Source organism: Hyphomicrobium sp. 802, assembly GCF_000526135.1.
Classification (GTDB): Bacteria; Pseudomonadota; Alphaproteobacteria; order Rhizobiales; family Hyphomicrobiaceae; genus Hyphomicrobium_B.
In genome coordinates this window covers 4,259,714-4,282,408 of record NZ_JAFM01000001.1, presented here as the reverse complement: position 1 = coordinate 4,282,408, position 22,695 = coordinate 4,259,714, and the positions used below count along the sequence as shown (strand labels likewise).

Annotated in this window: 23 protein-coding genes and 1 tRNA gene; 11 read left to right on the top strand and 13 right to left on the bottom strand. The window is 58.6% G+C overall.

Annotated elements, in window-relative coordinates; genetic code table 11:
- The first annotated feature begins 45 nt into the window (after positions 1-45).
- Entirely contained in the window at positions 46-963 is a 918-nt protein-coding gene (locus HYP802_RS0121660; protein WP_013949871.1) for a LysR family transcriptional regulator, read from the top strand.
- 16 nt (positions 964-979) lie between these two features.
- Here HYP802_RS0121660 and cobF read toward each other — a convergent pair whose 3' ends face one another.
- Entirely contained in the window at positions 980-1,744 is a 765-nt protein-coding gene (gene cobF, locus HYP802_RS0121655; RefSeq protein WP_013949870.1) for a precorrin-6A synthase (deacetylating), read from the bottom strand.
- 139 nt (positions 1,745-1,883) lie between these two features.
- On the opposite strand from cobF, the gene HYP802_RS0121650 reads away from it, so the two are divergent.
- Complete coding sequence (locus HYP802_RS0121650) at positions 1,884-3,293, top strand: DUF6513 domain-containing protein (protein ID WP_024276525.1); 1,410 nt, start codon at positions 1,884-1,886, stop codon at positions 3,291-3,293.
- 12 nt (positions 3,294-3,305) lie between these two features.
- Here the strand turns inward: HYP802_RS0121650 and HYP802_RS0121645 are convergent, their stop codons facing one another.
- Entirely contained in the window at positions 3,306-4,292 is a 987-nt protein-coding gene (locus HYP802_RS0121645; protein ID WP_256380137.1) for an aldo/keto reductase, read from the bottom strand.
- Between the two features lie 150 nt (positions 4,293-4,442).
- Between HYP802_RS0121645 and HYP802_RS0121640 the strand changes: the two genes are divergently transcribed.
- On the top strand, positions 4,443-5,375 hold the full coding sequence (locus HYP802_RS0121640; RefSeq protein ID WP_013949867.1) for a LysR family transcriptional regulator: 933 nt from the start codon (positions 4,443-4,445) through the stop codon (positions 5,373-5,375).
- Between the two features lie 18 nt (positions 5,376-5,393).
- Here the strand turns inward: HYP802_RS0121640 and HYP802_RS0121635 are convergent, their stop codons facing one another.
- Positions 5,394-6,449: an NAD(P)-dependent alcohol dehydrogenase gene (locus HYP802_RS0121635; RefSeq protein WP_024276524.1), complete on the bottom strand. Its 1,056-nt coding sequence runs from the start codon at positions 6,447-6,449 to the stop codon at positions 5,394-5,396.
- Positions 6,450-6,934: 485 nt separating this feature from the next.
- On the opposite strand from HYP802_RS0121635, the gene HYP802_RS0121625 reads away from it, so the two are divergent.
- The 3 genes from HYP802_RS0121625 (at position 6,935) to HYP802_RS0121615 (ending at position 9,035) form a co-directional block, all read left to right on the top strand.
- Positions 6,935-8,125, top strand: a complete 1,191-nt coding sequence (locus HYP802_RS0121625) for an MFS transporter (protein ID WP_024276523.1) — start codon at positions 6,935-6,937, stop codon at positions 8,123-8,125.
- A gap of 225 nt (positions 8,126-8,350) precedes the next feature.
- On the top strand, positions 8,351-8,731 hold the full coding sequence (locus HYP802_RS0121620) for a hypothetical protein (protein ID WP_013949864.1): 381 nt from the start codon (positions 8,351-8,353) through the stop codon (positions 8,729-8,731).
- 227 nt (positions 8,732-8,958) lie between these two features.
- Positions 8,959-9,035: transfer RNA gene (locus HYP802_RS0121615), tRNA-Met, on the top strand.
- Between the two features lie 90 nt (positions 9,036-9,125).
- Here HYP802_RS0121615 and HYP802_RS0121610 read toward each other — a convergent pair.
- Positions 9,126-9,389 (bottom strand): hypothetical protein, encoded by a 264-nt coding sequence (locus tag HYP802_RS0121610; protein ID WP_013949829.1) that lies wholly within the window; start codon positions 9,387-9,389, stop codon positions 9,126-9,128.
- A gap of 677 nt (positions 9,390-10,066) precedes the next feature.
- On the opposite strand from HYP802_RS0121610, the gene HYP802_RS0121600 reads away from it, so the two are divergent.
- Positions 10,067-10,453 carry a hypothetical protein gene (locus HYP802_RS0121600; protein ID WP_013949828.1) on the top strand — a complete coding sequence of 129 codons (387 nt, stop codon included), beginning with the start codon at positions 10,067-10,069 and terminating at the stop codon, positions 10,451-10,453.
- A 784-nt stretch (positions 10,454-11,237) separates the two neighbouring features.
- Here HYP802_RS0121600 and HYP802_RS0121585 read toward each other — a convergent pair.
- The 3 genes from HYP802_RS0121585 to HYP802_RS0121575 form a co-directional block, all read right to left on the bottom strand.
- Positions 11,238-11,555: a hypothetical protein gene (locus HYP802_RS0121585; protein WP_013949826.1), complete on the bottom strand. Its 318-nt coding sequence runs from the start codon at positions 11,553-11,555 to the stop codon at positions 11,238-11,240.
- Positions 11,556-11,710: 155 nt separating this feature from the next.
- Positions 11,711-11,914: a histone deacetylase gene (locus HYP802_RS0121580; protein WP_013949825.1), complete on the bottom strand. Its 204-nt coding sequence runs from the start codon at positions 11,912-11,914 to the stop codon at positions 11,711-11,713.
- A gap of 38 nt (positions 11,915-11,952) precedes the next feature.
- A complete protein-coding gene (locus tag HYP802_RS0121575) occupies positions 11,953-12,189 on the bottom strand; it encodes a hypothetical protein (RefSeq protein ID WP_155831286.1) in 237 nt (78 codons plus the stop codon).
- A 481-nt stretch (positions 12,190-12,670) separates the two neighbouring features.
- Between HYP802_RS0121575 and HYP802_RS0121570 the strand changes: the two genes are divergently transcribed.
- A complete protein-coding gene (locus tag HYP802_RS0121570) occupies positions 12,671-12,943 on the top strand; it encodes a hypothetical protein (protein ID WP_024276517.1) in 273 nt (90 codons plus the stop codon).
- Between the two features lie 157 nt (positions 12,944-13,100).
- Here HYP802_RS0121570 and HYP802_RS0121565 read toward each other — a convergent pair whose 3' ends face one another.
- The 3 genes from HYP802_RS0121565 to HYP802_RS23085 form a co-directional block, all read right to left on the bottom strand.
- Complete coding sequence (locus tag HYP802_RS0121565; RefSeq protein ID WP_013949821.1) at positions 13,101-13,358, bottom strand: hypothetical protein; 258 nt, start codon at positions 13,356-13,358, stop codon at positions 13,101-13,103.
- Between the two features lie 534 nt (positions 13,359-13,892).
- Entirely contained in the window at positions 13,893-14,552 is a 660-nt protein-coding gene (locus tag HYP802_RS0121555; RefSeq protein ID WP_155831285.1) for a hypothetical protein, read from the bottom strand.
- 582 nt (positions 14,553-15,134) lie between these two features.
- Positions 15,135-15,764 (bottom strand): SH3 domain-containing protein, encoded by a 630-nt coding sequence (locus tag HYP802_RS23085; protein WP_013949815.1) that lies wholly within the window; start codon positions 15,762-15,764, stop codon positions 15,135-15,137.
- 281 nt (positions 15,765-16,045) lie between these two features.
- Here HYP802_RS23085 and HYP802_RS0121540 point away from each other — a divergent pair, with 281 nt between their 5' ends.
- Positions 16,046-17,140 (top strand): glycosyltransferase family 4 protein, encoded by a 1,095-nt coding sequence (locus HYP802_RS0121540; RefSeq protein WP_013949814.1) that lies wholly within the window; start codon positions 16,046-16,048, stop codon positions 17,138-17,140.
- 77 nt (positions 17,141-17,217) lie between these two features.
- Positions 17,218-19,395 (top strand): glycogen debranching N-terminal domain-containing protein, encoded by a 2,178-nt coding sequence (locus HYP802_RS0121535; RefSeq protein WP_024276515.1) that lies wholly within the window; start codon positions 17,218-17,220, stop codon positions 19,393-19,395.
- Between the two features lie 28 nt (positions 19,396-19,423).
- On the opposite strand, the gene HYP802_RS0121530 is transcribed toward HYP802_RS0121535, so the two are convergent.
- The 3 genes from HYP802_RS0121530 to HYP802_RS0121520 form a co-directional block, all read right to left on the bottom strand.
- A complete protein-coding gene (locus tag HYP802_RS0121530) occupies positions 19,424-21,235 on the bottom strand; it encodes an ABC transporter ATP-binding protein (RefSeq protein WP_024276514.1) in 1,812 nt (603 codons plus the stop codon).
- Positions 21,236-21,676: 441 nt separating this feature from the next.
- Positions 21,677-21,916 (bottom strand): hypothetical protein, encoded by a 240-nt coding sequence (locus HYP802_RS0121525; protein ID WP_024276513.1) that lies wholly within the window; start codon positions 21,914-21,916, stop codon positions 21,677-21,679.
- Between the two features lie 12 nt (positions 21,917-21,928).
- Positions 21,929-22,144 (bottom strand): hypothetical protein, encoded by a 216-nt coding sequence (locus HYP802_RS0121520; protein ID WP_013949810.1) that lies wholly within the window; start codon positions 22,142-22,144, stop codon positions 21,929-21,931.
- Between the two features lie 301 nt (positions 22,145-22,445).
- On the opposite strand from HYP802_RS0121520, the gene HYP802_RS0121515 reads away from it, so the two are divergent.
- A complete protein-coding gene (locus HYP802_RS0121515) occupies positions 22,446-22,673 on the top strand; it encodes a hypothetical protein (protein WP_013949809.1) in 228 nt (75 codons plus the stop codon).
- Positions 22,674-22,695: the final 22 nt, after the last annotated feature.

Sequence of the window (22,695 nt, the reverse complement as noted above, 5' to 3'; positions counted from 1 at the left end):
TCAATATATCAATATATGAGCAATCTGTTTCCGATTTGGATACAAATGGACAAGCTCGACGCCATGAGAGCGCTGGTGAAAGTCGTCTCCAGCGGCAGCTACGCTGAGGCGGCGCGTCGCCTGGGGCTGACCCGCTCGGCCGTCAGCAAGGGCGTCATGGAGCTCGAGCAGGCGCTGGGCGCCCGTCTCCTGGACCGCACCACGAGGCGCGTGACCCCGACCGAAGCCGGCCTTGCGTACTATGAGCGTTGTGTTTCCATCCTCTCCCAGATCGAGGAAACCGAGGCCCAGGTCTCCCGCCTCCATGACGAGCCAAAGGGCATCCTGAAGGTCAACGCACCGATGTCGTTCGGCATGCTCTACCTCGGCAAGGCCATCTCCGACTTCATGACCCTCTATTATGACCTCAAGGTCGAACTCCTGCTGACCGATCGCTTCATCGACCCGCTGGAAGAAGGCGCGGACGTCACCCTGCGGATCGGGACGCCGACGGACTCGAGCCTCATCGCCCGCCGGATCGCACCGGCCCGGATCGTGATCGTCGCCTCGCCCGGATACCTCGAAAAACACGGAATGCCGCAGACGCCCGCCGAACTGGTCGATCACAAATGTCTGAGCTACGGCCACACCACATCGATGCAGCGCTGGCACTTGACCGAGAAGGGCCAGCCCGTCTCCGTCGCCATCGGCGCGTGCCTGGCATCGAACAATGGCGATGTGCTGCGCGACGCAGCCGTGCAAGGCATCGGCATCGCAAACTTGCCGACATTTATCGTGGGCCAGGACATTGCTGCCGGACGGCTGAAGCTCGTCCTTCCCGACAATCGGCCATCAGACCTCACTATTCACGCACTCTACGCGCCGAACCGCTATCTGGCCGCGAAAACCCGAGTCTTCATTGATTTTCTCGTCGATCGCTTCGGCAAATCACCACCCTGGGACGACTTCGAAGGTCAGCACTGACAAAAATTCCACCTCGTTACGGCCGGGGAGGCGCGCGCCGAAGCAGGTAGGTGTCCATGATCCAGCCCTTCCGTGCCCGTTCCTCCGCGCGCTCTTCCTCGATTGCGTCGACGCATTCCTTCAGTTTGCCGGAGATCAGGACCTGATCTGGCGTGCCGAGATAGGCGCCCCAGAAAATCTCGACGTTCTCGTCAATCAGCGCGCGGAGCCCTGAGCCGTTATCGAGCATCACGACGGCCGTATCGACCTTTTCTGGCAATCCTTCGAGCAGTTTGCGGCCCGTGGTGATGTGCACCGGCTCGCCGATCGGATTGAGCGCGATTTTATGCTCGGCGGCCAATGCCTGGACGGCCGTGATGCCGGGAATGATCTCATATTCGAAAGCGAGCGTTCCTTGCGCTACGATCTGGTCGATGACGCGTATCGTGCTGTCGTAAAGGGAGGGATCGCCCCAAACGAGAAACCCGCCGACCTCGCCGTCTTTCAGTTCATCCGCAATAAGCGAGCTGAAGATCTGCGCCTTCTCGCGATGCCATGCATGGACACCGGATTTATAATCGCCGCCCTGGTCCCGCACCGGCCCTGGAACCTCCACGATCCGATAGGACTTCTCCTCGATGAAGCGATCGCAGATTTCCCGTCGGAGATTGGCGAGATCAGCCTTAACTTCTCCTTTGTCGAGAAAGAAGAACACATCGACCGCATTCAGCGCCTTCACCGCCTGCATGGTGATGTAGTCGGGGTTTCCCGCGCCAATCCCGATGAGCAGAACTTTCTTCATGCCAAGGCTTCTCCAATGTGACGGGCGACGGAAACCGTAAATCTGCCGATTTGTCGATGGGGCACATGCGGGACATTGCACGAGGCCGCATTCGGTGCCAATTCACGGTGGTCGAATTCGTAAAGGGAAATGCCCGTCGATGGCCAAGCGCATTGTGTTGGTAACCGGATCGCTGGCCGAGCCGCGCGTCAAGCGCGTCGCTGAAGAACTCAATGATCCCGACCTGGAGCCCGTCGTCGCCAATATCGGCGTCAAGGTCGCAGCCCTGATGACGACGGAAATCGTCGAGCGCCGCCTGAAGCTGCCCGAGCACGCTGACCGGGTCATCATGCCCGGCCGTTTTCGTGGCGATCTCGAACGCCTCTCCGACCATTTCGGCACACGCTTTGAGCGCGGCCCGGAAGAGATCGCCGATCTGCCTGAGTATCTCGGCCATGCTGCCCGCAAGATCGACCTGTCCGAGCAGGACGTCAAAATCTTCGGCGAAATCGTCGATGCAACTCTGATGACGCCGGAGCAGATTGTCGAACGCTCACGCAAGTATCGCGCTGACGGTGCCGACGTTATCGACCTTGGCTGCCTGCCGGACAGTCCGTTTCCGCATCTGGAAGCATCCATTGCAGCCTTGCATGCCGATGGTGCGAAGGTCAGCGTCGATTCCTTTAACCCGGAAGAGCTGTCGCGTGCCACGCGCGCAGGGGCCGACTATCTTTTCTCGCTATCGGAAAAGACGATCTCGATTGTCGACGAAGGCCCTGCGGCGCCGATCCTCATTTCGGCTGGTGCCGCCGACATGGATTCGTTGGATCGCGTCATCGATATCATGATCGCGAAGGGCCGCCCCTTCTATGCCGACCCGATCCTCGATCCGATCCACTATGGCTTCACGGCATCCGTCGCGCGCTATTACGACCTGCGCAAGCGCCGCCCAGACATTCCGATCCTGATGGGCATTGGTAACGTCACGGAATTGACCGACGCTGACACCACGGGCATCAACGCCATCCTGATGGGCATGTGCTCCGAGCTTCACATCACGGCGGTGCTTGCCGTGCAGGTGAGCCCGCATTGCCGGACAGCGATCAAGGAATTCGACCGCGCCCGCCGCGAGTACTTCGCCGCTCGCAAGGCCAATGCACTGCCGCAAGGTTTTGGCTCGGGTCTCATGGCTTTGCGTGATCGCAAAGGTTTCGCCTCGACGCCGGAAGAGATCAGATCGCTCGCGTCGGAAATTCGCGACCAAAATTATCGCATCGAGGTCGCGGAAGATGGCATTCATATTTACAACCGCGACGGCCATCACGTCTCAGACGATCCGTTCCAGCTTTACCCGCATCTCGATACCCGCGCCGATCCCGGCCACGCGTTTTATCTCGGCGTCGAGACGGCACGCGCCGAAATCGCCTATCGCCTGGGCAAGCGCTACGCGCAGGATGAGCCGCTGGAATTTGGCGTCGTCGCCGAAACCAAAGGCTCCGCCGACGACGCTCACTTGATGAAGTTCAAGGAAGCGGGCTCGACTCTCAAGAAAGAACCAAAACCCGAGTAGTCCGTTTCCTCATTAAATATCGACGAACGACATCATCCGTTCCGTGTATCTCGCGCCCGCAACACCGAGCAACTTTGCTGCAGCATCAAGACGTTCGGTCTCCTCGGTGGTCAATTCAAGTTTCGCCGCGCCGAGGTTCTCTTCGAGATAGACGCGCCGCTTCGTCCCCGGAATCGGCACGATATGTGGACTGCAGCCGAGCAGCCACGCCAGGGCAACCTGTCCGGGCGTTGCATGATGGGCGACCGCAATCTCGCGCGCGATCTCGGCGATCTTCATGTTCGCGTCGAAATTCGCCCCCTGAATGCGCGGATCATTGCGCGAGCGATAATCGTTGGTCGGATAGTCTTCAGCACGCTTTGCTTTGCCCGTCAGAAATCCGCGCCCGAGCGGACTGAACGGCACGAGACCGATGCCGAGTTCGAACAATGCTGGCCGAATGTGCTCTTCGATGCTGCGCTCCCACAGCGAGTACTCGCTCTGTAGCGCCGAGACCGGCTGCACCGCGTGCGCCCGGCGGATCGTTTCATCGCTCGCCTCCGAGAGGCCGAAATAAAGCACCTTGCCTTCTGCGATCAGCTCTTTGACGGCCCCGGCGACATCCTCGATCGGAACCTTCGGATCGACCCGGTGCTGATAAAGAAGGTCGATGCGGTCCGTCTGCAGCCGCTTAAGAGATGCTTCGACGACCTCGCGAATGTGCGCTGGTCGGCTGTCGGTTCCGGAGATGCCGTTGCTGTCAAATGTGAAGCCGAACTTCGTCGCGATCACGACCTGATCCCGCTTGCCTTTGAGCGCCTGCCCAAGCAGCGTCTCATTGGTAAATGGCCCATAAGCCTCTGCCGTATCGAGGAATGTGCAGCCGAGTTCTATCGCGCGCGCAATCGTTGCCTCGGATTCCGCGTCGTCCGCGGCTCCGTAAGCATAACTCATGCCCATGCATCCGAGGCCGAGCGCCGAAACCTCGAGCCCTTGCGTGCCTAGCTTGCGTTTCTCCAGCACAGCGCCACCTCTCAACCATGTTCGGGGGGAATTCGCGTCGAAAGCACAAAAAATCCGGCTTCCGCGAACATCGGCCACATTTAATAGCTGCCATGTGCCGATATAATATGAGGCAATCCGAATACCTCCTTTGGCTTTGAGTATATAATGCGCGGAAGCGAATTCGCTGAGCTACGCGCCTTCGTAACCATTGCCGAGCAAGGCAATTTTGCGCGGGCGGCCGCTCATCTCAGAATTTCACCATCGACATTGAGCCAGACGATCCGCGAGCTGGAAAAGCGGCTTGGCGTCCGTTTGCTCAATCGCACGACCCGCAGTCTCTCTCTAACAGAGGCGGGGCAGCGCCTGCTGGCGCGCTTCAAGCCGGCGCTTGAGGAAATGGAAGAGGCCGTGCGCGACGTGCAGAATTTGCGCGTCGTTCCGGCCGGTACGGTGCGGCTTCTCGCACCGCGCAAAGCGGCCGCCACGCTGATCGCCCCGCATCTGGGCCGGTTTGCGACCGAGCATCCCGATATCGTGCTCGATATCACCGTCGACGACGCCGTCATCGATATCGTCGACGAAGGTTTCGATATCGGACTTCGATTGGGTGAACTTCTCGAAGACGATATGGTCGCGATTAAGCTGGGTGACGATCTCCGCATGTGCGCTGTCGCATCGCCCGAATACATCTCGAAGCACGGCATTCCGAGAGATCCGAGCGAACTCAACAAGCACCGCTGTATCAATTGGCGGTGGTCGGGCCGGCGCGGAATCTACAACTGGGAATTCTTCAAGGACGGTCACTGGATGTCGGTGGTCGTCAACGGTCCGCTGACGGTCTCATGCGCCGAGATGGCGATCCACGCCGCAACGCAAGGTGTCGGCATTGCATTCTGGACGGAGTCGGACGTCCGACCTCTGATCGCAACGGGAAAGCTCGTGCCAATGCTGGAAGAGTTCTCACCGCACTTTCCTGGATGGTATCTGACCTATCCGCGCCAAAGGGACATGTCGGCTGCTGTGCGCGCGGTGATTGATTTCTTCAGGGCTCGCAACGTGCCGACACTTGCGGCAAGCAAGGCATTGGCGCCGGCTTGACCGCCGGCGCCCTGTGCGTCAGTCGAACGTCGCCATGTCGATGACAAAGCGATATTTGACGTCGCTCTTGAGCATACGATCGTAAGCGTGGTCGATGTCCTTCATCGAGATCATCTCGACATCCGAGGTGATGCCTCTCTCGGCGCAGAAATCGAGCATCTCCTGCGTTTCTGCGATGCCGCCAATCAACGAACCCGCAATCGACTTCCGCCCAAAGATAAGCGGAACGACTGACGGCGAGGGATGCGGATGCTCGGGCACGCCCACGAGCGTCAGCGCGCCATCCCGCTTGAGCAGATTGGTGAATGCATCGAGGTTATGCGACGCGGCCACCGTATTCAGGATGAAATCGAACGTGCCGGCATGCGCTGCCATTTCGTCGGCGTTCTTCGACACGACGACCTCATCCGCGCCGAGATCGAGCGCGGCTTGCCGCTTCGAGTCCGACGTCGTAAAGGCCACGACATGCGCGCCGAGTGCGTGAGCGAGCTTGACGCCCATGTGGCCGAGCCCGCCGATGCCGACGATGCCGACCTTCTTGCCAGGCCCAACGTTCCAATGCTTCAGCGGCGACCACGTCGTGATACCTGCGCAAAGCAGCGGCGCCGCGGCCGCAAGCTGATCTTCTTTGTGTCGGACCTGCAGTATGAAGTGCTCATCGACCACGATCCGCTTTGAATAGCCGCCGAACGTATTGGGCAGTCCGCCCTTCGCCGCGCCGTTATAGGTGCCGGTGAAGCTGTGCGGCCCCTCGCAATATTGCTCCAGATCGTGCTCGCAGGAGTCGCAGGTCCGGCAGCTATCGACCATACAGCCGACGGCGGCGACATCGCCCTCTTTGAACTTGGTCACGTCCTTACCGACGGCCGTGACGCGGCCGACGATTTCGTGGCCCGGAACGCACGGATAAAGAATGCCGGGCCACTCACCGCGCGCGGTGTGAAGATCGGAATGACAAACCCCGCAAAAGAGAATGTCGATCACAACGTCTTTTGGTCCGGGATCTCTACGGTCGATCGTAATAGGTCCAAGCGGTGCCTTTGCTGCCGCCGCGGCATAGGCTTTTGTTTGCATGTTCGTCCTTTTATGCTGCTGTCGTGAAATGCGATAATCGAACGCCGAAGCCGCGTCCGGCCGTTTTAAAATCACCCGCGTAATTGTGATAAGCCGATTGCATCCGCCTGTGATGTGGCGTGTCTACTGAAGCGGAGATTCCGGGGCAAACGGTTGGCTCCTCCTAGGTGGAGGATATTCACCGTCAGGAGAATGCGGCGGAAACCGAATGCCGTATTCGAATTATAGGGCATAATATCCTGAGCTGCTTCAAGCGACGCGAAGATATTTTGGCTTATCTCCCCGCCGAGGCGGAATTCGTCACATTGTTTATGCGGGCCCGCTCGACTATCTGTTCGCCGCCCTGCCCGCGCGGCGAGAAATTGTCGCCATGCACCGCCTCTCAAGAAGCTTTGGACGCAAATTCCGGATAAGCCGGATGTCGTTTGCAAGGAACGATGCGCGGGCTGAATCGTCATTGAAATCTGATATCAGCGAGTTGTCCTTTGAACGTCCAGACGAAAGACAAGCGCACCGCCGAGCCTTCGGCTACGCTCATTACGATATTTGCGATTGCTGCCGGAGCGCTCGTCGCCAATCTCTATTATGCGCAGCCGTTGATCGCCGAGATCGGCAAAGAGATCCACATTACGCCAGATCTTGCGGGCTCGATCTCGAGCGTCACTCAGATCGGGTACGGCGTCGGCTTGTTTCTGCTCGTCTCGCTGGCTGATCTCGTCGAGAACAAGCGTCTGGTTCTGACACTTCTGACTTTGACAACGGTGGGCCTTGTCGGCGCGGCCACGTCGCAATCCGCGCTTCCGTTCTTTGTGGCGTCGTTCATTGTCGGCGTGTGCTCGACAGCAGCGCAAGTTCTCCTGCCATTCATCGCCCATCTCGTTCCCGAGGCCAAGCGAGGCCGCATCGTCGGCAATGTGATGGCAGGCGTTTTGACCGGCATCATGCTGGCGCGCCCGGCCGCGCTTTTCATTTCGGCGCATTTCGGTTGGCGCGCGGTCTTTTGGTTTTCGGTGATATTGATGATCGTGATCGGTTCGACGCTATTTCGAATAATGCCGAGCCATCGCCCAGCAACCGGCAAGCATTATTTCCATATTCTGCGGTCGATGGTCGGCTTGTTTCGCAGCATGCCAATCCTGCGCGAGCGGGCATTGTATCAAGCGCTGATGTTCACTGCATTCAACATGTTCTGGACGGCAGCCCCGATCATGCTCGCCGATCAATTCGGTATGAGCCAGCAGAGCATCGCGCTTTTTGCACTGGCAGGTGCTGGTGGAGCGTTGGCTGCGCCGATTGCGGGGCGCTTTGCCGACCGCGGCTATACGCGCATCATGACGATCGGAGCCATGTCGGTTCTTGCCGCCACCAGTTACGCGGCAGATTTGGCAGTTAGCTGGCAATGGCTCGCAGCGCTCGTCGTGATCACGATTCTTTTTGATGCTGCTATTCAGACCAATCAGATCACGAGCCAGCGCATCATTTTCTCGGTGCCCCAGGAAGTACGCGGACGCGTAAATGCGATTTATATGACGATCAATTTCATTGGCGGCGCTATCGGATCAGTGCTCGGAACAATTACATTGCATTGGGGCGGTTGGTCGACGACGGCCGCAACGGGCACCGCAATCGGAATTATATTGCTGCTGATTTTCTTTGTGGCCAATCGCAGCCGGTAATCCGTTTGTGCCCAGAATTGCAAAAACCATAACGGGAGCGGGAACGCACCTGGAATCTCAGATTGTGGGTTGGAGCGAAATGGAGCTGAGAATAAATGACCGAATCCATAAAAATGAAAATTTATCGTCCCAATTGTATTGAAATGAATTGAAATTAATCTTTTGTTAACCGAAACACTGCGGACTCGAAATCAATGGACATCTCTTTCACATCGGATTGAACCCGTGAAGATACCCCGGCTTTTCCCCACTCTCGTCTTGTCCGCCGCGCTTTCGCTTTCCGGCGCTCAGGCCGGTGTCGCGCAGAGCCTCAGCGACGCCGCTTCATTGGCCCTAACCGGCGGCTGGTCGACGGGCTATATGGGATTGGGGGGCAATCTCGGCCGCGCGATCGAGCATCGCCAGCGTCACCATCATCAGGCGAAGGCGGTCAGGTCCGCAAAGTCCAGTCGGACGGCACACCGCGCGATGCACCGCCAGACAGCCAGTGTGCAGCCCGCCAGCTACCAGCCGAAGCGTCGGGATACGCCGACGTACCTCATCGCCCAGGCGCTCGACCAATCGGGTCTGACGGTCAACACGCTGCGGCTGCAGCACTTCCCCTGAGCCTCGTCAGACGGCGGCGCAACAAGCCTGTGCCATCACTGAGCGATTGGCGCAGGTGCGCGCGAGGCCCGTAATTCGGGCCTTCTCAACAGGATGCCGAAGAATTTCGACGTTGGGGGTTCCCAGACGTTTTTTTTGTGCTATACGGCCCCTCCTGCCGCTCCAACGAGCGGCATTGTTTATCCGGCAAAGCGCATATGTCTCGAAGACCTTGCGTTTTTTGGTGACGCGGGGTGGAGCAGCCCGGTAGCTCGTCAGGCTCATAACCTGAAGGTCGTCAGTTCAAATCTGGCCCCCGCAACCAATCCCTTCTCGCAATTTTTTCACGACGAACTCGCGCCGTTTCGTTGAGGAGAAACGCGCGGAAGGCAGGTTTGGCTTTCTCGTCCGGATCCTAATGCGCTGACGGTAAGCCGGCTGCGTTCGGAGCGGTGGACGCCGGGCGATCCAATGTCTGGTCTGCCACGGTCGTCACCGTGCCGGGATATCCCAGCCGAATAATTACGCCGAGCAGCGCCATACCGAATGCAGCCCCCAAGAGCATCATCGGCAAGCTTGAGCCGACGTTGTTCGCACTTTCAAATGCGTCGTCGTCGATTTGCCGATCGGGAATGCGCGTTTCGGCTTTGGAAGAATGCGGATCTGCCCACAGAGCCATGTTCTCCTCCATTGATCGGGCCGCTGGTCGTTACGGAAGTCCAACGTTACCCATGAGATGCCGCTCTGGTCGAATAATCCGCAGGCATCCTAAATCACGACCGCCGCGGCGTGTGCGGATCGCGTTCCAACATCATCCGAATAACGTCGAGAGCGCTTTGTGATATTTGCAGATATTGCTGCGTCTGATTCGAGCTTGCCTTCATACGCTCGGCGAATGACAGGGCCTGTCTGGCACGAATGTCTTTTGACAGGCGAAAATCGACCCAAATCACATTGTCTCGAAACATGACGCACAGCTCACACGTTGGCGGCCTTTCTAGCCAACGTGCAATCAGTATGCCTCGTTCCCACGCTTTGTGAATACTGTAGAAAGCGCCAGCAAAATGCCGAGTTGTTTTTCGCGGTAGCGAGCGGGTTTGCTGCGCATGCGAACAATAGCGACGTCTCTGGCCGCCGTTCAATGTGAGCCAAATAGAATTGCGAGAGCACGCACCTCGCGCGTTCCACAAAGTCCCCGCAGTTTTCGGGTGCGGAGCGGGTTCATGGCCGATCTATCCACAATCGGCCCACAGTTATTTGCTTAACTGAGCGGATCGTGAATTGGCCGTCGTGGCCTCCCGGTTAGACTGGCACGGGATCTGATGAGCAAGGAAGTTTGATAAACGCGGGGTAGCGGTGGGGGATGACCTCAAAGCAATCGTAATTTCCGGGCGCTTGAGCGAAGCTGCCAAAGGCCGCGCTTATGCGTTCGAGGCCTTCTCCGCCGCCTTGGCGTTCATGCGATCCGCAAAAGCGGTAACTGTTATTATCGAGTTCAGCGTTGAGACCGACACGCTCGATTTCTACGATGCTGTGAAGGTCCTTAAGGTGCCTGTCGTTTTCTCGGCAAACAGCCTGCAGCCCTCGGAATTTGCCCAGTTCGGGATAAAGGCGGCCGACGTCGTCTATCCGGAACGCCGCACACGGCTGGAGGGCTTCGCCGATTATCGCCCAAGGCCTGGTATTCGCGGCTCGTCGACCACCATTCGCCCGATCAAGTCCCGCGTGCTTTCCGAAGCCTGAAATGGTGCGCCGCGGCAGCGGCAATTGTGTCGCCGACCAATGTCCCGCTGGAAGAGAGCCTTAAGACAAAAAGGCTAGGGATCTGCTACGGTCGGCCGTTCAACGCCAATGCCCAGCACGAGGCACCATGCATCGCCACGTAAAGATCCTCACCGTCGCTTGTATTTTGATCGCAATCGGCTTCGTTGCTGGCCGCTATATTATGTACACGGATGTGGCCCACTACGATGGCGACCATCCTTGAGGCCAATCGGCCCTCCGCTGAGGACGCCTATCCGCGAGGCGTGCCTGCGTCCATCATCACAGTAGCACGGGGCATGTTCGGCCTCTCGTGATCGAACAGGCGCCACCCGATCACAACCGTGACGGCGATAAATCCAAGGATGCACAAAGGGAGCAATCCCTCTTCGCGCGCGTTGATTTTGTCCTCGGACTGGCGGGTAACAGTCATCGCTCTTGTCCCATCTTTTCGATCGGCAACAGCTATCCCACTACCGCCCGGCCCTTCAGCCGAGCGCATACGAAACGCAACTGTCGCCACTGCGATTTTTAAGAGAGAACCCCCGAGGTCCACTCAAACTTTCCGCCCCAATCCCACCACAGGGGTGCCGCTATCGCAACACACAATTTATTTCAAAACATAAGCCTTGACGGCCGCAAAATCCCGCAAATGCGCGTTGCGCCGTGAGCATGATATGCCCTTGGAGATAATAAGGCGGTTTGATTTTGCAGGATTGTCAGGTCGGGTTCGGCAGCGAAATGCCGGACCATACCGTCGCCGCCGTTAGCACCAACGGTGGTTGGAAAGGCAGCGGCGATAGGCGTGTCCGACCCATCCCCACCGGCTGGCGCACATGTGCTGAACGCCTCTGCAGCCTGCGTAGCCGGATTCGTAGTAGCTTGAGTTGAAGGCGTAGCTATAGGCGCGGGAATATTCGATGCCGTACGGCGGTCCGCTATAGCCGCGCCAGCTCTTGCGGATCCAATGGGTTTTCTGAGTCAATCCCGGATGCGCAAGTTCGCCAAGAGCGAACGGACCAGCCGCTGCCGCATCTGCAGCGAGAAGGCACGCTGTAGCAGCAACGATTGCGATTTTCTTCACGACATCTCTCCGATTGGAAGGCAGATCCCGTCGGGAGTGTCGGCGAAAGATATTGCTGTCGGCCTATAGCGTGTCCAAGCGCCCCGGTTATTTATGCGCGACGGTTTCTGCGTCGCGAATACGCGAATCAAAACGAGACGATGTTTCCTGTTCCGCTACCTTGGCTGACTGGCAGGAGGAGGCGCATTTGAGCCGGTACCCGTGGCCGATGTCTCGACTCGAGGATTCATCTGGCCGTAGTAATAGGCGCCGGAACCGAGCGCAAAAGCGGCCAGCAGCACGATCACAAGCACATTGAGCGTACGATCGCTGGTCCGCACCAAGTCATCGAGCGTCCTGTTTTCATGCCAGAAGGCCATGGTCCATCTCCCTGCGCCAATCTCTCTTGCGATTGCTGTCAGTCCGCCTGAGGCTGAGGAACTGAGGGTGCCTGCGGCACAGTTATGGCCGGCCGCGCGGTCAGCTCGGTGACGTCGCTATCCGTCAATATCCGCCCATACATCAACAGCGAAATCAGCCCGACGCCGAGAACCAGAACGCCCAGCAGGCCGATCAGCGATACGATCCGCGCCGCCCGACGCGCATCGGCTTCGTCGGCGACGTCAATGAAATCGTGATCATGATCAATCGTCATGAGTACGTCCTCCATACGTCTATGGAGAGCGTAACGGCTCATGTCGGGGGTGGGTTCCGAAAAGTCGAAAATGCCCCTGAAAATGCAGAAGAGAGCGGCATTGTAAGCCGCTCTCTTCTTGAGCTTGTCGCTCAATGGACAGAACCATTTGGGGACGGCGCGGTTCTGTCTGCTGCCGATGACACCTCCGGGGTAGAGGTTGACCCTGTAGATCCAGGGGCAACAACTACTCAGCACACGTGCTGCTGTCGGCGTATGTTAAGCAATCTGATTTGGGTCACTGCGGTCAAGTCCACATCCGCAAAATTCGCTATGCGCCGAGCTACAACCAAAAGCGCGCAAGAGGGCCGCCGACGGTCGGGCTCCTTACGAAAACGTATAGCGAATCCATTGTTTTATTCATCTTGATGACAGCAAGAACAGGGTACCAGAGGGGCATCAGGCAATGTCAGCAGACGTTGCAAATCCTATGGAGCCCACGATGAACAAGACCCTGATCGCGGCAGTTGCCGCTGTTGCCACGATGCTCGGTGCTGGCGTTGCCAATGCGGCAGAAGCCACGAAGCCGGTCCACCATCATCATCACGCCACGAAGCATGTCGCCACGAAACACGTTGCGCACAAGCATGTCGCGACGAAGCACACCACGAAGAAGCATGTCGCCTCCAAAAAGACGACGAAGAAGCACGTTGCCTCGAAGCACACGAAGAAGCACGTCGCTTCCAAGAACCCGGCCAAGAAGCACGTCAGCTAAGCTACAAAAACAGGTGCGCGGCTTAAGCCTCGCACCTGTTTTAATCTCGAATGGAACGAACAATCGTACCGTTGCCGAAACGTCGGCAACTTTCTTTCGTCATGTGCCGTCGGCCCGATAAAGGGGCCGGACCATACTGGGTCGTCGATCGATCGCTCTAGTCGCGCGCGCTTTGCAGGATAGCGTCGCTCAGCATCTGCGATAGGCCGATCAGCTCGTGAAGGCCCGTCTTGTCGTCTTGCAGAATGCCCAGCGTGACGTTCTGCCCGTCCGCATCGACGCTCGCATAGCAGATTGCCTTAAGCTCTCCGCACTCAGCGCGGGCAAGCAACTCTTTGAGCCCGACAATCAGCCGTTGCTTCTCCTCCAACTCTTTCTTTGCGCGTTCACCACTTAGAAGAACCAGATTTCCCATCTGCTCACCTTCCGCATCAGCCACAGAAGTTCAGACCGACTCCATGCTGGCATGCATTGGGCGCCTTCGTCTTTAGCGCATGCACAATTTCACCACCCATTGCGGCCATAGGACGCCGGTTGTCGCCACAAGTGTTACGCGGCGGACTCGGGGGCGGTCCCCCCGTGCCAAATGAAATCATCGTTATCGCTGGCAACGGAACCGCGGCTTTCCATTCGCGTTTTGTGTGTCGGAGCCGGTCGTGGAACCGCGCTCGAAAGACGCTCGCCCGGATGATTCGGTGAGCAAAACGGGCTCTGGAAGTTTTCGCATGCACGGCTGTTACAGCTCGGATGAGTTGAAATCTCTCGTTCGTATCTTGAACGATATTCTAGCTCAGGCACGAACGCGTCGCCCCGATCTCGCAACGGACGACGTTGTCGAGCGCGTTTTCTCGCTTGCGGATCGTGGCGAGCGCGATGCCCGGAAGCTGCATCAGGCCGTCTTCGGCGCGTCAGACATCCGCGTCCCACGCCGTCCCGCGCGGATCGCCGATCACGGCTTCGCTCCAAAAGGCGATGGCCACAGTGACGGATTGGTCAGGAGATCGAGGAAGCCGACTTTCGTGCCGATCGCCGCGAGATCTTTTCCCGATCCCTTCTGACCCTCTGCAGTTCCCTCACCTGTTTCGCCCACTTGCGCGGCAACGGCACGCGGGAGGCGATGTCGTTTTTCATTTGTCGTCAAGCGCCGTCGTGATGGTGCGCGCGCTTTGCCGTTGCCGTCGGTCTGTCGTGATGCGAGCACGAAGGATCGCGAGCTATTCGTCGTGACGATGTGGGGCGGATCGACTGCCGCCACAGGCGCGTGTGTCTGGACCGACGCAGCGGGCGTCGGCTTTGCTGCCGGAGCCGGAGCCGGAGCCGGAGCCGGAGCGGGTGTGGTTGTTGAGGGAGAATCGTCTTTCGCGATCGAATTCGTCGTGATGTCGGTAAATTTCGCGCTTAAGGCTTCGGCAGCGCGCCGCGCCGACGTCGCTGACGCGCGATTGTCGTTGAGCGCCGTGGTAAAATTTCCGCGTCCTGAATTCGGCACGAAAGCAGGAAGCGGGGCGTCGAACGACGTCAGGGGAAGCGCGTCGTCGGCCAGTGCCTGGGAGGCCTGACAGCCCGCGAGGGCAATTGTCAGCAATAACCTAGATGCAATGGGCGTCATCGTTCGTCCCCATGCTCCCCGCCAAGCATTTGGGAATGCAAGCGCGGCAACAGAAAGGCCGAATTTCTTCTCAGGCCGACGTTTATTGGAGCGATAGAATGGGTACTATTCCCGGCAGCCTGGCAATCGCCACGCCTGAGCCACATTCCCGACCAGAAGTCCTCCCCGAGCGAATCGCGGCTTACCGAGAACGGGGAAATCTAGTACCCCAGTAAACAGCCGCAGCAAGGGGAGGAGGGGAACGACGTGAAACGAGCGATTTTATTCTTTTCGGTAACCGTCGCGCTTGCCGGACCGGCATGCGCGCAGATGCGTTTCAATCAAAGACAGTCGGATACGAATCCCGCGATGGTCAGAGTTCCACCGTCGAGTCTTCCCGGTGCAGGTCTCTCCGGTTCCGCGACGTCGTCGACGAAATCAACGTATCCGAAGCCGATTCGACGCGAGTACGATCCGAACTTCATCGATCCGACGGCGAGAAATCGGAATCTGCGCAAGTACTAGCTGTCTCGGCGGTATCGAAAAAAAGCACTCGGAAGAGACAATCTTCCGAGTGCTTTCATTTTCTTCTGATGATGGGCGTTAGCGGCGATCGTCGGGTCGACGATCATCATGGCGGCGATCATCGTGCCGAGGGCCGTCGTTGCGCGGGCCGTCGTGACGCGGTCCATTACCCCAGTTTCCCGGCGGACGGTGCCAGCCTGCACCCGGCGGCGGCTTCATGCCACCCGGAGCGCGATAGCCGGAGCGCCACCAACCGGCGTGACGGGGACCCGGAGGTGGTGCGCGCCAGCCGGGACGCCCGTGGACCCGGAATCCAAACCACCGTGCTCTGTCAGCGTACCATGGGCGGCCGACGTAATAGCGGTTCCAATAGTCCGACGCGACGAATGCCACGACGGGAATGCCGAACGCTGCGATGCCGACATCCGGCAAGAGCGTCGTCTGCCCGCGGTAGTCGAAGCCGAGGTACTCGCTGTAGACCCAGCCGCGATTGGGACCCCAGATCACATCGCACCACGACTCATCGCGCAGACATCCGCGGACATCGACGGGCGCGCCTTCCGGAATAACGCCGACGCTCGGAAATTCCGTGTCTGGCCCAGTCCGCATGTTGACGTTTGCCGTGGAGTAGCCCGGCGAGGCCTCAGCAGCTGCGGTGCCCAGCGTCAGGAAGACGGCAAAGGCCCCCGCAAGTTTTCCTATTCTCATTACAGCTCCTCAATCGGAATGGTCTGCTCTCTTCAATCTGAACCATGGCAACGTCAAGACTATCGCAGCATTTGAGCAATGCCCGTCTTCCGCAATCTTCGCTGGCGCGCCGCTGTCTGTCTTTGACGAACGCGGAACCGGGCCAATGAATGCGCGATGTGTGCGGCGATGGCCCTGAACCGGTCCTGAATACTTTTCCGAACATCGAGTCGCACGGGAATAGGGGAACGATAGCCGTGGGGCTGCGTTCAACTTCCGGATCGAGACAAGGGCCGAAATCAATGAAAATTGCGCAAGTCGCTCCCCTTATCGAAAGCGTGCCGCCCAAGCTTTATGGCGGAACCGAGCGCATTGCTTCGTATTTAACGGAAGAGCTCGTGGCGCAAGGTCATGACGTCACGCTGTTCGCCAGCGGCGATTCCGTTACGGCGGCCAACCTCATCCCGTGTTGCGATGTTGCGCTCCGTTCTGATCCCAACGTTAGGGATCCGCTGCCGTATTACATGATGATGATCGACAAGGTCCGCCGGATGGCGTCCCGTTTCGACGTCATCCATTTTCATATCGATCAATTTCAGTTTCCGCTCTTTCGTTCTATCGCCGACAAAACGATCACGACCCTGCACGGTCGCCAGGACCTGCCCGACCTGCAATTGCTCTATCGCGCATTTCCAGAAATGCCGCTCATATCGATTTCGGATTCGCAGCGCGCGCCGATCCCTTATGCGAACTTCGCCGCCACGATCTATCATGGCATTCCACAGGACCTCTATCAGCCGACATTCAATCCACGCGGCGGCTATCTTGCGTTCATTGGGCGCATTTCTCCAGAAAAACGCTTGGATCGCGCCATCGAGATCGCCCGCGCCGTCGGCTTTCCGCTGAAGGTCGCCGCCAAAGTCGATGCGGTCGACGTCGAATATTTCGAACAGGTCATCAAGCCGCTGCTGCAGGGCGACGACATCCAATTCATCGGCGAAATCGGCGATTGCGATAAGGCGAAATTTCTAGGCGAAGCTTCGGCTTTGCTCTTCCCGATCGATTGGCCAGAACCTTTTGGCATGGTCATGATCGAGGCTATGGCCTGTGGAGCGCCGATTTTGGCATTCGACCGCGGATCGGTCCGCGAGGTCATCGACGAAGGCGTTACCGGGTTTGTCGTCGAAGACGTTCAAAGCGCGATAGCCGCGCTGCCCCGTGTTCTCGCACTCGACCGTGTGCGCGTTCGTCAACAATTTGATGAGCGCTTCACCGCTGCCTCGATGGCGATGAATTACGTCGATATTTACGCCCGCGCCTTCGCGGAAACAGAACACGCGTTGGTGTCGGTGCGGGGCGAAGACGTCGCAATAGGGCAGGAAACGCTCGTCAATTGATGTGATCGTGACTATGCTCATTGAGGAGCGTCTGCGATTGTGAGAGTGGCGCGATATCTTCGGAAGGGAGTGGTTCGATGGCAGTCGCGCCATCACGGCAGCCCGATCATGACGAAAACGAGATCGAACGGATTCATGCGGAAGCGGATAGCTCTCCACGCACGCACGAAACGCTAAAACATGACGATGCTTTCGCCGTCGTCGATACGCACGGCGATGTTGGCGCGTTCGGCAATCACGTCGATGGCTTCTTTTTCAATGATACGCGATATTTGTCGCGGCTCGAGTTACTGATTGCGCGCCATTCGCCTTTGCTGCTCGGTTCAACGCTGGACAGCAAGGACCTGCAGCTGTGTTGCGATCTGACGAACACCGACGTCTTCGCCGAAGGCACGCTTTGGCTTCACAAGGATGTCGTCCACGTCTTTCGGACGACGTACGTGCGAGAAGCTGCCCTGCGTCAGCGATTGGTCTTCACCAATCACTCCAACGTCGACTTGATGCTGCCGGTGTCGCTTATCTTCGATGCCGACTTTGCGGATATTTTCGAAGTGCGTGGGATGCGCCGGGAGAAACACGGCAGTGTCAAGCGCGTCGTTGATGCGCCGGACGCAGTCCGCTTTGTTTACTCCGGCTTAGACAACGTCGTGCGGCAAACGACGATCCATATCGATCCCGAGCCGGCATCTCTGAAAGAGACCTCGGCCTTCTTTCATCTGCACCTTCCGGCCAAGCAATCCAAACGCGTCTTCATTACAGCCAGCGCCGGAACGGATCGCAAGCAGCCGCCGTGCTCCTACGCCAAAGGCTTGCGCGATGCTCATCGCGCGCAGCGCCGCATCGAGCTGGAGGCCGCAAGCATTCGCGCATCCAATTCGGAACTGGATCAGGTGCTGTCGCGTGCGCTCGCCGACCTCCGGCTTCTGGTCACGGAAACGGAGGATGGCCCATATCCCTATGCCGGAACACCCTGGTATTCGACAACGTTCGGACGCGATGCGCTGATTACGGCCCTGCAAGTGCTGTGGCTTGACCCTTCGATCGCGCGTGGCGTCCTGCGGCGTCTCGCACGCTATCAGGCAGTCGAGCACGACGCAGCAGCCGATGCGCAACCGGGAAAAATTTTGCATGAAATGCGAAACGGCGAAATGGCAGCGCTGCGCGAAATTCCGTTTGGTCTCTACTATGGCAGCGTCGATTCCACGCCGCTATTCGTCGTCCTTGCCGGAGCTTACGTCGGCGTTACAGGCGACACGAAGATCCTGAATGAGCTTTGGCCGGCCATTCTGAAGGCGCTCGAATGGATCGACGGCCCGGGCGATCCCGACGGGGACGGTTTCGTTGAATACGCGCGGGAAACCGAAGCGGGGTTGGCGAACCAGGGCTGGAAAGACAGCCATGATTCCGTCTTCCATTCTGACGGTTCGCTCGCGCAAGGCCCGCTCGCGCTCGTCGAAGTACAGGGCTATGTCTATGCTGCCAAGATTGCCGCCGCGCGAATGGCAGAAATTCTCGAACATCGAGAGCACGCGGAAAATCTTCGCACCCAAGCCACGGCGCTGCAGCAGAAATTCGAACGCGAATTCTGGTCGCCGGAAATCGGCACCTATGCCATCGCGCTCGACGGTGCCAAGAAACGGGTCGCGATTCGTTCAAGCAATGCTGGCCACATGCTGAGCACGGGCATAGCATCTCCGGATCGCGCCTGCAGTGTCGTCCAGCAGATGTTGTCGCCAGGTTTCTTTTCCGGTTGGGGCATTCGCACGATCGCGACTACCGAAGCGCGATACAACCCAATGTCCTACCACAACGGCTCGATCTGGCCTCATGACAACGCCATGATCGGCGCCGGTTTTGCGCGCTACGGACAGACGGAGCGCATCGAGCCGGTTTTCGACGGGGTGCTCGACGCCGCGCTGAAGATGTCGCAAGGCCGGTTGCCGGAGTTGTTCTGCGGCTTTCGCCGGCGGCCGGGACGCGCACCGATTCTTTATCCCGTTGCGTGTTCGCCGCAAGCCTGGGCCAGTGGCGCCATGCTCCATATGGTCAGCTCGCTGATGGGCCTCGAAATCGACGGCGCATCGCGCACCATCACGTTGCGCTCACCGCGCTTGCCGCTCCGAGCCGGAGAAATTGAGGTGCGCAACATTCGTGCGGGCGAAGGTTCGGCCGATTTCGTCTTACGTCGCCACCACGGCGTCGTGACGATCGACGTCACCAATTGCCGTGGCGGCGTCAAAGTCGTCATGGCTTGAGCTGAATATCGGCGCTCGAGTGCGCGGTTTACGCCGCTGCCGTTTGCAAGCGGCGAACTTCAAGATCGACAAGCGATTTGTACGCCCCCGCCTTGCTGATCAGCGACGCCGGTGTCCCGTCCTGAACGATTTTGCCATTCTGAATCACGATAATGCGGTCGAAATTGCGCAGCGTGGAAAGACGATGCGCGATAGCGATCACAGTGCGGCCGCGCATCAGCGTTGTCAGCGCCTCTCGGATCAATTCTTCGGAATGGGTATCGAGCGCCGACGTTGCTTCATCGAGCAGCAGCACTGGTGCATTCTTCAGGAAGGCGCGGGCAATCGCGATCCGCTGGCGCTGGCCACCGGACAGTTTCGCGCCGCGATCGCCGACAACGGTATCGAGCCCATCTGGAAGTTGTTCGATGAAGCTCAGGCATCGCGCCATTTCAGCCGCGGCTAAGACCTCTTCATCGCTCGCATCAGGCCGGCCGTAGCGGATGTTATCCCGAAGTGAGCGATGAAAGAGGCTGATGTCTTGCGGCACGACGGCAATCGTCCTGCGCAAGGCGTCGTCAGGAAGCGTCGCACTGACCTCCCCATCGATCAGAATGGCGCCATGCTGTACATCGTAGAATCGCTGCATCAGAGCAAAGATCGTCGATTTGCCGGCGCCCGACGGTCCGACGATGCCAACGCGCGCGCCCGGCTCGATCTTGAAGTTCAGCGACGAGAAAACCTCTTTGCCATCCGGATAGGCGAAGCCGACATCGCGGAACTCGACGGTGCCGTGCGTCGTCGCCTCACGCTTCGCCGACGCGTAGACCGGTAGTTCGTGCGGGATGAGCAGCGTCCGCAGTGCTTCGGAAAAGCGGGCGAGATGCTGCGTCACGTCAACGAGCGCCACGGCGAGATCGCGCGTCGCGCTGAGGATGGAAATGCCCAGCGTGCAAACCAGAATGACGTCGCCCGGCGTTGCCCGGCCGGCCTGCCAAAGCGCGATCGACCACGCCAGCACGCACGACGTTAATACGGCTGTCGTCAGCGCGTGAAAGATCCGCAGCCGTTCCAGAAAGTAGAGGCTGTCTTTGCGCGCGCGGATTTCGCGGCTGATGACGCCGCCAAGGCGGCGATGTTCGCTGCGCATGCGTCCAAACGATTTGACAACGGAGATGTTGGAGATGACATCAATCATGTCGCCGTCAACATTTGCAGCCTCACGCGCATAAGTGTGGTGCAGCGGCGTCCCGCGCGCGGCCCAGTAGAACATGATCACCACCACAACGCCGACGATGGCCGTAAGAGTGAGGGCGATCGCTACGCTGACTGTCGTCAAATAGATGATTGAGACAACCGTCGCGATCAGCGGCGGCAGGGCGTTGAATGTCACCATGCTTTCCGTGGTGTAGAGCGCATTAGAAGTCGCGGTTATGCGACTCGTCAGAGCGCCCGGTGCGCGACCGTGGAAGAAGCTTGGCGCGTGCCCTGTCAGGTGCCGAAAAAGCTTCCGACGGACACGGCCGGTAACGCCTGTAAACGTCGAGTGCCCCATCCAAGCCGCAAGCCGCCAAGACAGATTGTCGGCGGCAATGAATGCAATGAGAAGAAAGAAAGCGGCCCAGACGGTTTGATGTTTCGTAGGATCTGAAAGCGCATCGACGAGTTTTTTGACGCCATATTGCGTCGAAACCGAAAACGTCACCGCGGCGATTACGGAGAGGAGAATCGCCAAGTGAGACCACCGATATCCGCGAATGATATCGGCAATGAAACGATAAGGATGCTTGGCAAATGCCGATAAATCGTTCGTCAAAATATTACGTCCCTCGATGGTCGACCGTTCGGGATGACAACTCATCGAAGCGGAGGCGGTTCATGGCGAGTGCGCGACAAGACCAATTGGTCGCGCCCTTCACTCGGATATGAGAATTGTCATCGGCTGATCGGCCTATGCCGATGTCAGCCATCGGATTTCCGCGGGGCTGCGCTGTTCCCTTGGGAACTGGGCAATATTCGCTCTGGTTCCTATTTCGGGTAGGAACTCAAGGACGCCGTTCATGCAGAAATCTTTCGCAACACTTGTGAGCGCGCTGACCGTCGCTCTTATGCCCGTAGCTGCGTCCGCTCAAGACGCGGCGCAGCAAACTCAGACCCAGACGACAACCCCACCGCCACCGTCTCAAACGGATACGTCGAGCCCGCTGACGCCATCTAATCCCAATACCACCAGTCCGTTGACCCCGACGCAGCCAAATCCCATCACAGGACAAAACCAGCAATCGTCGAGCGCCGCTGCTGTTCAGTCGAGTTCAGAAGTGCCGTCCACGTTTGTCCAGGCGCCGATCGAGGAGAACCGCGTGGACCCATCGGCCCCCAGTCCGCTACAGTTGGAGATCGATCCAACGAGCTCGGAGTCGGTGTTGCTCAGCCCCGACGTCACACAACTGGCGCCGACGGCGGCCGGTGTATCGCTCAATGCCGTGCAGGGCACGACGTCGACGACGATGCCATCGCTTGGGTCATCGATCTCGCCGCCCACGTCAACGAGCGTCTATCCCGCGATAATCTCCGAGCCGACGGCTACGCAATCATTTCTTTCCTCACTGAGTGGAGCTGGCTTCGAGAGATCGTTGTCGAGCCGGCGCGTCGCGACGAGTTCAAGTTCGAATTCCATGGGGCCGTTGATCGGCACCGCCGCCGTGATCAACTCAAGTCCGGTTGAGTCGATGACATCTGATCCGCCAGCTGTTGGCGCCTCGACCTTCATGCGCTCGCTGCGGTCTTCTTCGATCGTCTCGCCAAAGTTGGTTTCGACGTCGCTCCGGCCGAGTTCGATTGGTCCGACAGCACTGCGCCCTGCCTTCCATGGCGGTTCATCAATGTCGGTTCATCGTGTGATGAGCAGTAGTCGGCGTTGAAGTGCTGCGTGCGCAAATGTGTGGAACGAGTCGGCGTATAGCGCGTTAGCATCCTCGGATGGAGCGATAGGCTCTGCCCTTTTAAGGAGCACCGGCGTGACACATGCTCGCCGGTGCTCCGATTGGACCCTTGCAACACAGGATCGATGTATGAAGCTGGGCGAATTCACCCGTCGGGCGCGCGCGTCCCGCCTGCAAAGAAAGGCCAAATACGAAGCCGCTTTTCAGCGCGCGATTCGCGATTTGGATCTGTCGGACGTATCCGCGACGCAGCGCCCCGCTCCGACCGTGCATTATCTGCGGAGCGAAGTGCGCCGTCCCGTTTTATCGCTTTTCCCCAAAAGCGATGCGCAGGGCGATTCGCGGTCACGCGTCTGACGCCTGCATCTGACGTTTGACG